General features: G+C 65.6%; 15 protein-coding genes. 9 read left to right on the top strand and 6 right to left on the bottom strand.

Annotated features, from left to right (window positions below):
• Nucleotides 1–149 precede the first annotated feature (149 nt).
• The 4 genes from ABEA50_RS13615 to ABEA50_RS13600 all read left to right on the top strand — a co-directional run bounded on the left by ABEA50_RS13615 (nt 150) and on the right by ABEA50_RS13600 (nt 5,249).
• Nucleotides 150–1,706 (top strand): HNH endonuclease signature motif containing protein, encoded by a 1,557-nt coding sequence (locus ABEA50_RS13615; protein WP_345495691.1) that lies wholly within the window; start codon nt 150–152, stop codon nt 1,704–1,706.
• Between the two features lie 365 nt (nt 1,707–2,071).
• On the top strand, nt 2,072–2,437 hold the full coding sequence (locus ABEA50_RS13610) for a VOC family protein (protein ID WP_425577604.1): 366 nt from the start codon (nt 2,072–2,074) through the stop codon (nt 2,435–2,437).
• Nucleotides 2,438–2,622: 185 nt separating this feature from the next.
• Entirely contained in the window at nt 2,623–3,870 is a 1,248-nt protein-coding gene (locus ABEA50_RS13605) for an MFS transporter (protein ID WP_345496551.1), read from the top strand.
• Nucleotides 3,867–5,249: an LLM class flavin-dependent oxidoreductase gene (locus ABEA50_RS13600; RefSeq protein WP_345495690.1), complete on the top strand. Its 1,383-nt coding sequence runs from the start codon at nt 3,867–3,869 to the stop codon at nt 5,247–5,249. Before ABEA50_RS13605 ends, ABEA50_RS13600 begins: the two co-directional genes overlap by 4 nt.
• 154 nt (nt 5,250–5,403) lie before the next feature.
• Here ABEA50_RS13600 and ABEA50_RS13595 read toward each other — a convergent pair whose 3' ends face one another.
• Nucleotides 5,404–6,249, bottom strand: coding sequence for an LLM class F420-dependent oxidoreductase (locus ABEA50_RS13595; RefSeq protein ID WP_345495689.1), 846 nt, complete (start codon nt 6,247–6,249; stop codon nt 5,404–5,406).
• 55 nt (nt 6,250–6,304) lie between these two features.
• Between ABEA50_RS13595 and ABEA50_RS13590 the strand changes: the two genes are divergently transcribed.
• A complete protein-coding gene (locus ABEA50_RS13590) occupies nt 6,305–6,709 on the top strand; it encodes a MerR family transcriptional regulator (protein ID WP_345495688.1) in 405 nt (134 codons plus the stop codon).
• 902 nt (nt 6,710–7,611) lie between these two features.
• Here the strand turns inward: ABEA50_RS13590 and ABEA50_RS13585 are convergent.
• Nucleotides 7,612–8,061 (bottom strand): MaoC family dehydratase, encoded by a 450-nt coding sequence (locus ABEA50_RS13585; RefSeq protein ID WP_345495687.1) that lies wholly within the window; start codon nt 8,059–8,061, stop codon nt 7,612–7,614.
• 151 nt (nt 8,062–8,212) lie between these two features.
• Here ABEA50_RS13585 and ABEA50_RS13580 point away from each other — a divergent pair, with 151 nt between their 5' ends.
• The gene (locus tag ABEA50_RS13580) at nt 8,213–8,665 is read left to right on the top strand and encodes a winged helix-turn-helix transcriptional regulator (protein WP_345495686.1); all 453 of its coding nucleotides are present in this window, start codon (nt 8,213–8,215) and stop codon (nt 8,663–8,665) included.
• On the opposite strand, the gene ABEA50_RS13575 is transcribed toward ABEA50_RS13580, so the two are convergent.
• Nucleotides 8,572–9,012, bottom strand: a complete 441-nt coding sequence (locus ABEA50_RS13575) for a hypothetical protein (RefSeq protein WP_345495685.1) — start codon at nt 9,010–9,012, stop codon at nt 8,572–8,574. The genes ABEA50_RS13580 and ABEA50_RS13575 overlap by 94 nt on opposite strands.
• A 276-nt stretch (nt 9,013–9,288) precedes the next feature.
• Between ABEA50_RS13575 and ABEA50_RS13570 the strand changes: the two genes are divergently transcribed.
• Nucleotides 9,289–10,374, top strand: a complete 1,086-nt coding sequence (locus ABEA50_RS13570; RefSeq protein WP_345495684.1) for an aldo/keto reductase — start codon at nt 9,289–9,291, stop codon at nt 10,372–10,374.
• On the opposite strand, the gene ABEA50_RS13565 is transcribed toward ABEA50_RS13570, so the two are convergent.
• Nucleotides 10,375–11,298, bottom strand: a complete 924-nt coding sequence (locus tag ABEA50_RS13565; protein WP_345495682.1) for an NmrA/HSCARG family protein — start codon at nt 11,296–11,298, stop codon at nt 10,375–10,377. It lies immediately after the preceding gene.
• A 106-nt stretch (nt 11,299–11,404) separates the two neighbouring features.
• Here ABEA50_RS13565 and ABEA50_RS13560 point away from each other — a divergent pair, with 106 nt between their 5' ends.
• Nucleotides 11,405–11,971, top strand: coding sequence for a TetR/AcrR family transcriptional regulator (locus ABEA50_RS13560; RefSeq protein ID WP_345495681.1), 567 nt, complete (start codon nt 11,405–11,407; stop codon nt 11,969–11,971).
• A gap of 59 nt (nt 11,972–12,030) precedes the next feature.
• Here ABEA50_RS13560 and ABEA50_RS13555 read toward each other — a convergent pair whose 3' ends face one another.
• Complete coding sequence (locus tag ABEA50_RS13555) at nt 12,031–12,987, bottom strand: haloalkane dehalogenase (protein WP_345495679.1); 957 nt, start codon at nt 12,985–12,987, stop codon at nt 12,031–12,033.
• Complete coding sequence (locus ABEA50_RS13550; RefSeq protein ID WP_345495677.1) at nt 12,954–13,781, bottom strand: NAD(P)H-binding protein; 828 nt, start codon at nt 13,779–13,781, stop codon at nt 12,954–12,956. The genes ABEA50_RS13555 and ABEA50_RS13550 overlap by 34 nt, the downstream gene beginning before the upstream one ends.
• A gap of 97 nt (nt 13,782–13,878) precedes the next feature.
• Here ABEA50_RS13550 and ABEA50_RS13545 point away from each other — a divergent pair, with 97 nt between their 5' ends.
• Nucleotides 13,879–14,283, top strand: coding sequence for a winged helix-turn-helix transcriptional regulator (locus ABEA50_RS13545; RefSeq protein ID WP_425577603.1), 405 nt, complete (start codon nt 13,879–13,881; stop codon nt 14,281–14,283).
• Nucleotides 14,284–14,368: the final 85 nt, after the last annotated feature.

Here is a 14,368-nt window from a genome sequence, read left to right as displayed (position 1 = left end):
GCCGAGATCTGGGGGAGTGGCCCGCTTTGTGCGTGACTGTCGATCGTCGAACCAGCTTGCTCTTGTGTGAAATGCATCCAAGTCTGAAACATACTGATTCACAACAGAATTCCCTGGCGCAAAGTGATAGCGAAGGGTAATATAACGGCATGGGGGAGCAATTCAACACACCGCGCCGAGCAGGTTCCGAATTGCTGGCTGCCATTACCGCATTGCGCGACGTGGACCGTACAAGTTTGTCGAATGAGCAGGCCCTGGAATTACTGTGCGATATCGAAACCGCGGCAAGGATAGTGGCGGCGATCAGTGTCGCGTCTGTCATCGACGTCTCCGATCGAGGGATACCCGACGAGGCCGGTGCCGGAACGGTGAAGAAGCTGCTGATGCAGACCTTGCGCCTGTCTCACGCCGAGGCTGGCGCACGCGTCGCGGCGGCGAAGTCCTTGGGGAGCTGGCATGCTCTCGATGGCAGCCCCCGTGAGCCCGAATTGCCGCACACCGCAATCGCCCTGGCCGATGGTGCGATCTCCGCCGATCACGCCCGTCGGATCGCCCAGGAGATGAAGCGTATACCCGCACTCACCCCGATCGCTGAAAGGCAAGCGGCAGAAGAAATCCTCAGCGATTTCGCGCGCACCAGCATCCCCGACGACATTCCGAAGGTAGGCGCCGAGATCCGCGCTCACCTCGACCCCGACGGCACGCTCACCGACGACCACGACCGTCAACGCATGCGAGGCATCACCATCGGCCGCCAGCGCGCCGACGGCATGTCCCCGATCACCGGAGAAATCACCCCCACCCTCCGCGCATTGCTGGACCCACTCGTCGCGAAACACGCCAGGCCGGGAATGAACAACCCGGACGACCCCGGTGCGCCGGGAATCGTCAACGGCAACACTGTCATCGGCGACACGACCACCAACCGCGACGCACTGGCAGCCGCCGCACGCCGAGACCGACGCAGCGCAGCCCAACGCACCCACGACGCCCTCTTGGCCATCCTGCACCCCGACAACACCGGTCAGCACTGGGGAACCCACCGCGGTGTCCCGGTCTCGACCATCCTCACGATGAACGTCGCCGATGTAGAAAAAGCGGCCGGCGTCGCCACCACGGCAACCGGCGGTACCGTCCCCATGAGCGAAGCACTGGAACTCGCCCAAACCTCACGACCATTCCTCGCGGTATTCGATCACGCCGGTGCCCCACTGCATTTCGGACTCACCAAACGCTTCGCTACCCGTGAACAACGCATGGCCTTGATCGCCACCCTCCGAGGCTGCTCCCGCCCCGGCTGCGACGCACCAGCCAGCCTCTGCGCCACCCACCACGTCCGCGACTACGCCAAAGACGGCCCCACCGACATCACCAACGAAACCCTCGCCTGCGACGCCTGCCACGCCTTGATCCACGACGGCCCCGGCGGCTGGAAAACCGTGGCCATGGACCAGCATTCCCAGTACCCCGGCCGCACCGCCTGGATCGCACCCGCTCACATCGATCCCACCGCAACCCCAAAAATCAACCACCGCCACCACGCCGCTGAACTACTCACCCACGCCCTCAACCGAATCCACGACCGCCGCGAACGCGAGCGGCAACGACATCAAAAACGAATCCATAGACACCACCCACCCCGAATAACTGTTGGTTCGGAGGACAATCCGGCACGGATCGGGGACATTTCGCTCGATACGTGCTGACGGCGCGCGCGATGTCTCCGGTGTGCAGACGATCGAAATTGCCGCTTGCGTGTCGACGCGAGGAATCGAAGACCGACCGTGCCGGGCTCCGAACAGTGATGGGATGTCTGCCCGGCAAGCCCTGCGCGGAGCTGCGATACGACCAACCGCACAGCTTCGCTCGAAACAACCGGGGATGCTGCACGGGAAGGTGCCAGTGTGACCTGCCCCACTGGTTGGGTTCCAACTCCGGTTGCTGACTGACAGCCTTACCGAAAGGCTGTCCCGCGTGCCACGCGCTTATCCCACCGAGTTCCGGACCCGAGCGACCGCCCCGGTCCGGGCAGGCAAACCGGCCAAGCAGACTGCGGTCGAGCTCGGCGAACATGACCATCACCCTCAGCGCGGTAATCGTTGATGCCGCCGACCTCGAGTCCGAAAGTTTCTTCTGGCACCGGATACTCGGCGGCACCATTCACAAGACGCCTACCCATCATTTCTTGCGGATCGCCGGTTCACCGGTGGTCGTGATCCAGCAGGCACCCGAACATGTTCCGCCGCAGTGGCCGGACGGGCGCTCGCAGCAAATGCATGTCGACCTGTCCGTCGACGACCTCGCCGCAGCCGATCGGCTGGCGGTGGAGGCGGGTGCCCGGCGACTACGGCCGTTGGGTGATAAGGCGTTGTCCGCCACGGGGTCTGGAGTTTATGCGAGTCCCGCCGGGCACCCCTTCTGTATGCGAGCTTCCTGAACTCGGAGATGCGGGTCCGCGAGTATGGCGGCACAGCGTCACCAGGTTTGTAATCTGCCCGATGCGAACCCTCCTCGGCGTTCTGGTCGGTCTCTATATTGACCGCGGTGACTATCACCGATCCGCCCGTCACCAACGCGGGTGACGCACCCCGAACGAGTCGACGTTCCGTGGTGCTGGGCAGCATGATCGGGACGACCATCGAGTGGTACGACTTCTACCTGTATGCCACGGCCACCGCGCTGGTGTTCAAACCGCTGTTCTTCCCGAATATCTCCTCCACCGCGGGCACCCTGGCCTCGTTCGCCACCTATGCGGCGGGCTTCGGCGCCCGACCGATCGGGGCGATCGTGGCCGGACATCTGGGCGACCGGCTCGGCCGTAAAACGGTGCTCGTCGGCGCGTTACTGCTGATGGGCGTCGCCACCGCGGCCATAGGGCTGCTGCCTACCTACTCTCAGGTCGGGCTGCTCGCGCCCGCGTTGCTCGCCACCTTGCGGTTGTTGCAGGGATTGGCCGTCGGTGCGGAATGGGGTGGTGCGGCACTGTTGTCGGTGGAACACGCGCCGCCGGGCAGGCGCGGTGTGTTCGGTAGTTTCACGCAGCTCGGATCACCTGCGGGGATGCTGCTGGCGACGGGCGTGTTCTACCTGACGCGAGCGGCGTTCGGCGAGGATGCTTTTCTCGACGTCGGCTGGCGGATCCCGTTCCTGCTCAGCGTGGTTCTGGTGGCGATTGGTCTGCTGATTCGCTTGCGGCTCAACGACTCCGAGGTCTTCGCGCGGGTGAAGGAGCGCGGCGAGATCGCGCGCATGCCGGTGGTCGAAGTGCTGCGCAGCCAGCCGCGAAACGTTGTGCTCACCACCGGATTACGGCTCTCGCAGATCGCGTTGTTCGTACTGCTCACCACGTATTCGCTGACGTATCTGCAAGACAAGTTCGGCAAGGACAGTCAAGTCGGACTGGTCGCCGTGTTGATCGCCTCGGCCATCGGGTTGGTGAGTACTCCGTTGTGGGCGTGGCTGTCCGACCGCGTCGGCCGCCGACCACCGTATGTCTTCGGTGCGCTGGGTGGCCTGGTCGCGCTGGCCCTGTTCTTCTTCGCGGCCGAAGCGGGATCAGAAGTGGCCGTGGTGCTTTCGATTGTTTTCGGCGTGAATGTCATGCACGACGCGATGTATGGACCGCAGGCCGCGTGGTTCGGTGAACTGTTCGATACCAGGGTCCGCTACAGCGGCGCCTCGCTCGGCTACCAGATCGGCGCCGTGCTTTCGGGTGGGTTCGCACCGCTCATCGCCGCCGCTTTGCTGGTCGCCGGTGGTGGAAGTCCCTGGCTGATCGTGGTGTATTTCGCGGTGCTCTCGGCGCTGACCGCCGTCGCGGCACGCCTGGCCAGGGAAACATTTCGAGACGAGATCGGTGGCACGCCATGAGCAGGATCTACCTCAACGCCTTCGACATGGCCTGTATCGGCCACCAATCGGCCGGACTCTGGCGTCATCCGGAAGATCAGGGTCACCGCTACAACACACTCGGCTACTGGACCGAATTGGCGCGCACGCTCGAGGAAGGCGGGTTCGACGCGCTGTTCCTCGCCGACGTGCTCGGCACCTACGACGTGTACGGCGGCTCCCGGGACGCGGCCGTCGCCGATGCCGCGCAGTTCCCGGTGAACGACCCGACCTTGGCGATCTCGGCCATGGCCGCGGTGACCGAGAAGCTCGGTTTCGGTGTCACGGTGTCGCTCACCTATGAACAGCCGTATGCGTTCGCCCGCAGGATCTCGACCCTCGACCATCTCACCGAAGGTCGGGTCGCCTGGAACATCGTTACCTCGTACCTGGACAGCGCGGCGCGAAATCTCGGCTTGGACAGGCAGATTCCGCACGACCAGCGTTACGAGATCGCCGAGGAGTACCTCGAAGTCTGCTACAAACTCTGGGAAGGTTCGTGGGAGTCCGACGCCGTGGTGCGCGACCAGGAACGTGGCGTGTACACCGACCCGGCGAAGGTGCACGATATCGAGCACAAGGGCAAGTACTTCACGGTGCCCGGCGCGTTCCTGTGCGAGCCTTCACCCCAGCGCACCCCGGTGCTTTTTCAAGCCGGCGCATCCCCGCGCGGGGTGCGGTTCGCGGCAGGTCATGCGGAGGCGGTGTTCGTGTCCGGACCGTCACCGGAGGTGGTGCGCGGGCCGGTGCGTGCGCTGCGCGAGGCCGCCGAAGCGGCGGGCCGAGATCCGCGCTCTATCAAGGTGTTCACGATGTTGACTCCGGTGGTCGCCGAAACGAGCGAGGCCGCCCAGGAGAAGCTGCGGTCCTATCAGGAGTTGGTGAGCGTCGAAGGTGCGTTCGCGCTGTTCGGTGGCTGGACCGGAGTCGACCTGTCCGAATACGACCCGGATGAACCGCTGCGCTACGTCGAGACCGACGCGAACCGCTCGGCCTTGGCCGCGTTCACCTCCGAAGGTGGTGGCCGCGCCTGGACGCCACGAGAGTTGGCCGCCGACATCGGAATCGGTGGCCGTGGCCCGGTGGTGACCGGTTCGCCCACCGAGATCGCCGACGAATTGGAACGGTGGGTCGACGAAGCCGATATCGACGGATTCAACCTGGCTTACGTGACCACGCCGGGCACCTTCGAGGACTTCGCACGACTGGTCGTGCCGGAACTGCGCCGTCGCGGTCGAGTACCGTCGAACACCGAAACCGCCACGCTCCGTGAGCGATTGACCGGCGCCGGGCCGCTGCTGCCGGGTGACCACCCCGGAGCAGGCTATCGGCGCGAAGGGCTGGATACGGCCAACGGGTGACCACCTCGGGGGTCGGTGATCGGCGTAAGGGGCCGGATACGACTGACGCGTGACCACCTCGGGGTCGATGATCGACGTAACGGGCCACGACTACGGGTGGGGTTCTGCCCCTCCGATCTCTGCGCTTGCTGCTGGACGCGGCGAATTCGGGTCGTCATCGCACTGCGCCTGCCAGTTCTGCGAGATGATCCAGCAGGTGGAGTGTGCGGTCGCGGGGCTGGACCGGGACTATGCCGAGCAGGGCGCGGTGAATTCCGATGTCCGCCAGGCGGTTCAGGTCTCCGGGTTGGGGGTCGAAGACGGTGGCGATGGTGGGAATCGGGGCGCGGTCATGGCGGTGGGCCAAGTTCTGTAGCTCGGTGAAGCCGCGCTCGAGTTCGTCGAAGGGTATGCCGACCGGTGCCAGCCAGCCGTCGGCATGGTCGAGGATGCGTTCGTGCGTGGAGGCGCCCCAGCCGCCCAGCCAGATCGGGGGGTGTGGGAGTTGCTCCGGTTTCGGCCAGGAATACAGGGGGTCGAAATCGGTGAATCGGCCATGGAATTCGGCGCGATCCTGCGACCAGATCGCCTGCATGGCGAGGATCCGTTCGCGTTGCAGTGCTACGCGGGTGCGCGGGTCGGTGCCGTGATTGCGCATTTCCTCGCGCAGCCAACCGACGCCGAACCCGACCTCGACGCGTCCGCCCGAGGCGACATCCAGACTCGCGATCTCCTTGGCGGTGAGGATGGGATCGCGTTGCACGAGGAGCGTGACCGCCGTGCCGAGGCGCAGGCGCCGGGTGGCTCCCGCGGCCACCGCCAACGTGATGAACGGGTCGAAGGCCCGGTAGTAGTCGTGCGGGATCGCACCGCCACCCGGATTCGGCGTGCGGACGGTCGCGGGAATGTGGGTGTGCTCCGGCACGAACAGCGATTCGAATCCGCGCGTCTCGATCTCCTGCGCCAGTTCGGCGGGGCCCATGGTTTCGTCGGTGACCGCGGTGAAGATTCCGGTCTCCATCAGCGGTCTCCTCTGTGTGCTCGGCTCATGCCCGCTACGGTAAACTCTGACATTGATGTCAGAGTCAAAGTCCGGACGGTCCATGCGTATCGGCGAGTTGTCCCGCCGCACCGGCGTGCACGAGCGACTGCTGCGCTACTACGAACAACAGGGCCTGCTGCACCCCGACCGCCGCCCCAGCGGCTACCGCGAATACACCGACACGGACATCGCCGTCGTCCGCCGCATCCGCACCCTGCTCGCCGCGGGCCTGAACACCGCAACCATCGCCACAATCCTCCCGTGCCTGCGCGACGACGGTGACCGACTCATCCCCACCTGCCCCGACCTGATCGCGGACCTACGCAACGAACGCGACCGCCTCACCGCCGCCATCGAAGACATGCGCACTTCGCGCACGGCACTCGACGCGGTAATCGCCTCCGCGCCGGAGGATGTCGCGGCGGCAGCACGTACTTAGTCGGCTCGGGCCGTCTTCGGGGCCGCGCACTCGTCAGTCGACGCCAGCGGGCATTGACCGAAAACGCATTGCCGCAACCACGCTCGCTCCGGGTCAGCTCGATGCGCGTCGCACCGTCATGGATTCCCGGCATTATGATTTCTTGAATGGGGGTCGAAACAAACCGAAGGTAAAACGCTGATCTGTGCTGTAAACGTGCTGGTCAAGAAGTGTGCGCCCCGCGCACGCAGGGGTGGGCCGCGTGGCCTATCGGCGTTGCGGGCGTTGGGGTTGTGCGCCCCGCGCACGCAGGGGTGGGCCCGGGTCGGTGCTCCGCGTCCGCAGAACACGGAGGTGCTCCCCGCGCACGCAGGGGTGGGCCTGTCGTTGCCCAGCTTGACCGATTCGGTCTGGAGTGCTCCCCGCGCACGCAGGGGTGGGCCCATGCTGTGTGGCAACAGTATCCGCGCCCACTAGTGCTCCCCGCGCACGCAGGGGTGGGCCGAAGTTAGCGGAGAAGGGCGAGCGGAAGATCCCGTGCTCCCCGCGCACGCAGGGGTGGGCCGCCGTCCGCGCTGGCGACACGGTGCTCCACCGTGTGCTCCCCGCGCACGCAGGGGTGGGCCGCACACCGACGCACCCGACCGGCCCGTCACCGAGTGCTCCCCGCGCACGCAGGGGTGGGCCGCACGTGATCGAAGGTTGACCAAGCTGTGATGGGTGCTCCCCGCGCACGCGGGGGTGGGCCGATCCAGCGGCGCACTGTGGAGACGATGATCCAGCGCTCCCCGCGCATGCGGGGATGGTCAGGGTTAGGGCACGACAGCGTCCGGCCGCGTGCTAAAGAGTAGGCCCTGTGTTCCCCTCACACACAGACAAGATGTGTTGGGCGAGTGCCGTGTTCAGTGGTCTACTCGGGGAGCTCACTGCGGCTTCGTGAAGGCCAGCAGTCGTCCGGTGGTGTGTTGGCGGACGTCGCCGTGTTGGTTCACCGTGTCGTATTTCGTGGTGATGAAGCCGCGGCCGGGGGTGGACTTGGATTCGCGCACGTCGGTGACTTCCAGTTCGACGTGCAGTTGGTCGCCGGGGCGGGTGGGGGTGGGCCAGGTGAGGTCGATGGCGGCGCCGATGATGCCGGTGGCCAGGGGGAAACCGGTGGTGACCAGCAGGCGCATGGTGATGGCGGCGGTCTGCCAGCCGCTGGCGGCGAGTCCTTGGAAGAAGGTGTCGCGGGCGGTGTCCTCGCCGAGATGGAAGGGCTGGGGGTCCCAGTCGGTGGCGAAGGCGATGATCGCTTCGGCGGTGAGGTCGTAGGTGTCGGTGCGGAAGCGGTCTCCGACGTGGATGTCGTCCAGCCAAAGGGGGGTGGGCACGGGTGGTCCTTTCGCGGTGACATCGGATTGTTCGGGCTCGGGCGGGATCGCCGAGGTTCGGCAACGGTAGAGTGGGTTGCAATTCAAAACCTACTGGAAGTGTGTGACTCGGGCAAGATCACAGACGAGAGGAACGGAGGTAGCCGGTCGAATGCGTGAGACGAGCTTGGCCACGATGAATTGCTCGATCGCTCGGACCGTCGAGATCGTCGGCGACCGGTGGACGTTGATGATCGTGCGTTCCCTGTTCGCGTTCAAGGGACTGCATCGGTTCGACGAGCTGCGCACCGAACTCGGGATCGCGAAGAACATCCTCAGTGACCGACTCGGCCTGCTCCGCGAGCACGGAATCGTCGAACAACGCCGCTACAGCGATCGACCGCCGCGCTACGAATATCATCTGACGACCGCGGGCCGGGATCTGCTCCCGGTCATTCTCGCGCTGTTGAGCTGGGGTGACGCTCACCTGATGAGCGAACCGCCGGTTATTCTCCTGCATACTGAATGCGATCACGACACGGTTCCGTACTTGGCGTGCAGCCATTGCCACGAGCCGATCGCGCCGCGAGCGATCGTCGGACGGGATACGCCGTCACCGCAGTGATGTTCTCGGTCCTCGCGCGTCGAGCCGAGTCTCAGGCGTTCGGTGTTCGGTGTTCGATGACTAGAATTCGCGCCTCGAGCACCCGGGTAGGCGACGTGCTCGTCGCCCACCTCCGCATAGCGGATACGCCCGGGGACGAGGCGTTCTACTCGTTGTTCGCCGTGCTCGCGGTAGTGCACATCGACCGCGCCGTCGAGCACGACGAAGACCTCGGGTCCGTCGTTGACGTGCCGGACATAAGGGTGGTCGGTCCAGTGCGGACGGACCGTGGCGGTGTCCATTTCGGTGATGTCGAGGGCGCCCCACGGGCGATCGGCGGTGAAACTCCGGGCCTCGAACGAACGCATACGTCGAATATCGCAGCGCACAGTGCGGCGGGGCTTCGCCGGGCACCGTGACCCGGTGGTGTGCGCGGCGCACGGTCATGCGGCGATCGAATGGGGACGTCGGTATAGGCATTTCCTCTACCGTCCGCTGATTTTTGGTCTTTGCTTCGACTTCTTCCCCGGACATACCGTGAAACAGCTCGACGAGATGCGCACCGCGAGCGATAAATCGCGCTCGGTATCCGTCAATTCTTCTTCGGTCGAGCCGACGCGCACGCCATCGAAAGGACCCGTGGGATGTCCACAATCCAGCAGCAGGACGCGAAGCCGACCACCCTCGACTCCTACCGATTGCTCGGCCGCTCGGGGCTGCGGGTTTCTCCGCTGGCGCTCGGCACCGCGACCTTCGGTAACGAATTGGGTTGGGGGGCAGCACAAGACGACGCTCGTACGCTGTTCGCCAGCTATCTCGAGCGCGGCGGCAACTTCATCGATACCGCCAGCGCCTACGGCGGTTCCGAAAAGATGTTGGGCGAACTGATTCGTGGCAAGCGTGAAAGCCTGGTACTGGCCACGAAATACACGACGCAACGTCGACCGGGTGACCCGAATTCCGGTGGCGCGCACCGTAAGAACCTGTTCGCTTCGGTGGAATCCAGTCTGCGCCAACTGGACACGGACTACCTCGACCTGCTCCTGCTGCACGTGTGGGACTTCACGACTCCGGTCGAGGAGATCCTGCGCGGCCTCGACGACTTGGTGCGGCAGGGCAAGGTGCTCTATGTGGGGATCTCCAGCGCCCCGGCTTGGGAGATCTCGCGCATGCAGGCGATCGCCGACCTGCGCGGCTGGTCACCGCTTGTCGCGTTGCAGGTCGAATACAGCCTGATCAACCGGGGCGCGGAACGCGACCTGATTCCGATGGCACGCGCGATGGGGCTGGGCGTCACCCCGTTCTCACCGCTGGGCGGTGGTGTGCTTTCGGGCAAGTACAGCCGCGTCGACTTGGCCGCGACGAGTGCTGACTCCGGCGAAAGCACCCGCAAGAGTTTCAACGCGAACTTGGGCATGGTCACCGAACGCACGCTCGCCATCGCCGACGTCGTGCGGGAGGTCGCCGAGGAGGTGGAGCGCACACCCGCGCAGGTCGCGCTGGCCTGGAACCTGCGCAATCCCGGCGTAACCGCACCCGTGATCGGTGCTCGCACGCCAGCGCAGCTGAGGGGGAATCTTGCTGCGCTGGAGGTCGAGCTCACCGCCGCGCAACTGGCGCGCCTCGACGAGGCCAGCGCGATCGACCTCGGCTACCCGCACGACCTGCTCGCCGGTGACCATATCCGCGCGGTCACCGCGGGCGGACTGACGATCGAAACCCGTCGTTGATCACGATTGGTGCGAAAGATGTTGCTGTGCCCAGGTATCGAAGCTGGTGAGCGGAATGCCGAGAGCGGTCGCGTACTCGGGTCGACCGGGTTGTCCGACCACATTGATGAACTCGTGGCTGGCGCCCATCGGCGGCATCCCGGCGGCGACGGCCTGCTCCACGGTCATGTCGGGTGCGGCGAGGGGAGTGTCGAGCGCGCGTGACAGGACCTCGGCGATCTGTGCCATCGACAGGTAGTCGCTCGCCAACTCCAATTCGACGCGGTCGAATTTTTCGGGGTCGGTGAGCGCCGCGGCGGCGGCGACGCCGATGTCGTGCACCGCGACCAGCGACAGTTTCGTCTGCGGTTTCAGGACGCTCACCAGGCCACCCTCGACGCCGCGCGGAAACAGGAACCCCATGGCGGGCGCGAAGTTCTCCATGAAGAACCCCGGCTTGAGCAGGGTCCATCGCGGAAAGTCGGCCGCGCGCAGGTGATCTTGGATCGCGGCCTTGGCGTTCTGGGAGGGTTGCACCGCGGCCCAGCGGCCTTCGGCCCAGCCCGGCTCCCCGTCGTGTTTACCCGCACCGGTGACGGAGGTGTGCACGAACTGCTCCACTCCTGCGGCCTTGGCGCCGTCGATGAGGGTGGTGCCCTGCGTCACCTCGCCGTCGAAATCGAATCCTTCCGCGGTGATGGCGGGCATCTGAACGGAGAAGACCGCGCGAGCGCCTTTCGCGGCGCGAACGACGGAGTCGTAATCGTGCAGATCGCCGACGACCAGCTCGGCACCGAGCGCTTCGACGGCCTTGGCTCGGTCGGTGGTCGTGTCGCGCACCAGTGCGCGGACGGGGACGCCCGCCGCGCGCAGGGCGCGTGCGGTGGCGCCGCCCTGTCGGCCGGTGGTGCCGGTGACCAGGACAGGTGCGGAATCTGTGGACATGGAATCTCCTCGGTGGCCTTGTCGAAACTTAAGTGGCGGGCCCCGCCGTTTATGTTTCGGTACGATACGGCGGGGCCCGCCACTTAGCAACCCTGGAGAGGATGCCATGTCAACCGGTCAGCGCGCCGACGCCAGACGCAACTACGCGCACATCCTGTCCATCGCCGAGCACGAGGTGGCCGCGCGCGGCGCCGGCGCCTCCCTGGAACAGATCGCACGCACCGCGGGCGTCGGCTCGGCGACCGTGCGTCGGCACTTCCCGACTCGCCGCGCGCTTTTGGAGGCGGTCTCCCGCAAACGGATCGACGCGCTGTGTGTTCGCGCTGAGGAGCTGACCGGTCGGGGTGATAGTCGGGACGCGCTCTTGGAATGGCTGAACGGCGTTGTCGCGTACTGTGTTTCGGCCCGTTGGCTGGCCGTCGCGTTGGCCTACGACAGCACGGGCTCGGATTCCGTGCACGAGAACACCTGCGCGACTTCGCTGGAAGACGCGGGCCAGCCGTTGCTGCGCGCCGCGGTCGCCGACGGTGCGGTGGCGGCAGGTATCGGTGTCGGCGACTTCATCACGCTGGCCGTCGGGATCGTCTTGGCAACCGAGCACCATCCCGCACCCGACGCCGAAGCGTCGAGGCTCTTCCAGCTCGCGGTGGTCGGCCTGAGTCCGCCCCGCTGACGCGACGTCGAAAGGGGATGGCGTTTCCAGCCCGTGCGCACGCACTGCGGCGCGGTAGTTCACCGGTTTCCTGTGGCACGCAACTCGTGCTTGTCCGCCCAGCTGTTGATCGATGCCGCGATCGCCGCGGGCTGATCCTCCGGTGCGTGGTGACCGGCCACGCCGTGGTGTGCGATATCGAGGCTCGCGATGTGGGTGGCGCACCAGTCGACCATGGCGGGGGTTTGCATGGCACCTGGACCCGGCTCGAATGTCAGGAGCAGCTTGGGGATTTCGGTGCTGCTCGCCAGCCACTTGTCGTAGGTCTCGACCCGCTCGACGACCTCCGCGGGTTCGCCACCGAGCGGCATGGATCGCGCCCACTGCAACACTGGTCGACGGCTCTGCGGTGTCGAATACGGCGCCCGATACGCCTCGAAGTCGATGTCGCGCAACGGGGTCGCCATCGTGCCCGGCAGGTTCTCGATGAATCCGTTGTCGGTCAGCATCATTTTCTCTCCGACACCGGGAGTCTTGATCAGTGTGAACAGTTCACGCCCACCCGCTGGAAACTCTTCCCACGTCATCGGTTTCACGATGGTCTCGAAGAACGCGACGGCGCGGACTCGCTCGGGATGGCGCGCTGCCCAGTCGAAGGCCAATGCGCCACCCCAGTCGTGTCCGATCAGCACCACGTCATCGAGCTCTAGCGCGTCGAACCAGGCGTCGAGGTAGTGGCTGTGCTCGTCGAAGGTGTAGTCGATCGCGGGCTTCCCGGAATCGCCCATGCCGATGAGGTCGGGTGCGAGTCGTCGAGCCGGATTTTCGATGGCTGGAATGATATTGCGCCACAGGTAGGACGAGGTCGGATTGCCGTGCAGGAAGACGAAGGGTGTTCCGGTGCCCTCCGTGCGGTAGCGCATCGTCGAGTCGAGGACATGTTGGGTTGGCATAGGTGCCTCCGATTTCGAATTGTGGTGGGGCAGTGGTGAGTAGGGGTCTTCTACTCGAAGGCGGCGATATTGCGCGCCGCCCATTCGGCGAACGTGCGCGGCGACCTACCGAGTAGCTTCTCGACATCGGGGCTGACTTGCCGCTCCAACTCGGTCGGCGTACTCAGGGCGTCGAGGGTGCTCTCGACCACCGGTTCGGGCATGAACCGCGCCATCGCTGTGCTGGCTTCGGCCCGCGTCTGTTCGATGAAAGCGACAGGCGTACCCAATGTTTCGCCGAGCGCCGCGACCTGCTGACGCGGAGTGATCGGCTCGGGCCCGGTCAAGGTGTATGCCCGACCCTCGTGGCCGGGCTCGCGCAGTGCGAGTGCCGCGACCTCCGCGATATCGGCGGGGTCGACCAGCGGCAGCGCGACATCCGCGAAGGGTGCGGCGACCGTGCGCTGCGCGCGCACCGTTTCGGCCCACCAGAGGGTGTTCGACGCGAAACCGCCCGGACGCAACAACGTCCACGGCACGCCGGATTCTTCGACCGCGCTCTCCAGGTGCCCGGGGTGACGTCCGGTGACCACGCCCAACGACGACAACAAGACCACGCGCCGGACCCGCGCCTCGCGCACGGTGGCCATGAGTGTGTGCAGATCCCCGCCTCCGGCCTGGAAATCGCCCGAGGTGAGGAGAAACAATGCGTCGGTGCCGTCGAGAACCGTCGCGAGGCTGCCGGGATCGCCGAGGTCGACCTGCTGAAAAGGCACGCCCTCGGGGACATCGGCCGAGGTGATCGCACGCGAGGTCGCGATCACCTTCTCGCCCGCCGCGGCCAAGGCTCGCACGAGAGGCTTCCCGACATTTCCGGTCGCTCCGGTGACCACGATCATGTTCGCTCCTTGTGTGCGTTCGTATTTCGACATGACCGACGCTACTATCGTGGTGATAGTAGGTACCTAGAGGAAAGTAATGGCGACGATGGCAAATGTGACCGAGAGCACACGGCGAAGGACGTCGTCGGCGGGTGCGACCGCGGAGACCGCGTGCCCGATCACCCCGGTGGTCGACGTCGTCTTCAGTCGCTGGACCACGCCGATTCTGTGGACGCTGCACGAATCCGGCCCGCACCGGTTCGTGGAGTTGGCGCGCCATATTTCGGCCGTCACCCCCAAGGTGCTCACCGAACGTCTACGAAAACTCGAACGCGACGGTCTGATCGAGCGCACCTACTACGCGGAGGTCCCGCCGAGGGTGATCTACGAGATCACCGACCTCGGTCGCAGCCTTGCCCCGGTCTTCGCGGCGCTCGCGGACTGGTCGGAGAATCTCGAGCAGGTCGACAAGGCGCGCCGTGAGTACGACGCCGAACATCAAGTGCGCCAACGTGGATGAGTGTGCTCGGGTGGCAGGGTCACCGAGGTTGAGCCGAGTCGGCGACCGATCGTGCGCCCGCGTGTGCTTGGGCTCGGGGCGGCTG

The organism is Nocardia callitridis, from assembly GCF_039543305.1.
Taxonomy (GTDB): Bacteria; Actinomycetota; Actinomycetes; order Mycobacteriales; family Mycobacteriaceae; genus Nocardia; species Nocardia callitridis.
This window is presented reverse-complemented; position numbering and strand designations above follow the sequence as displayed.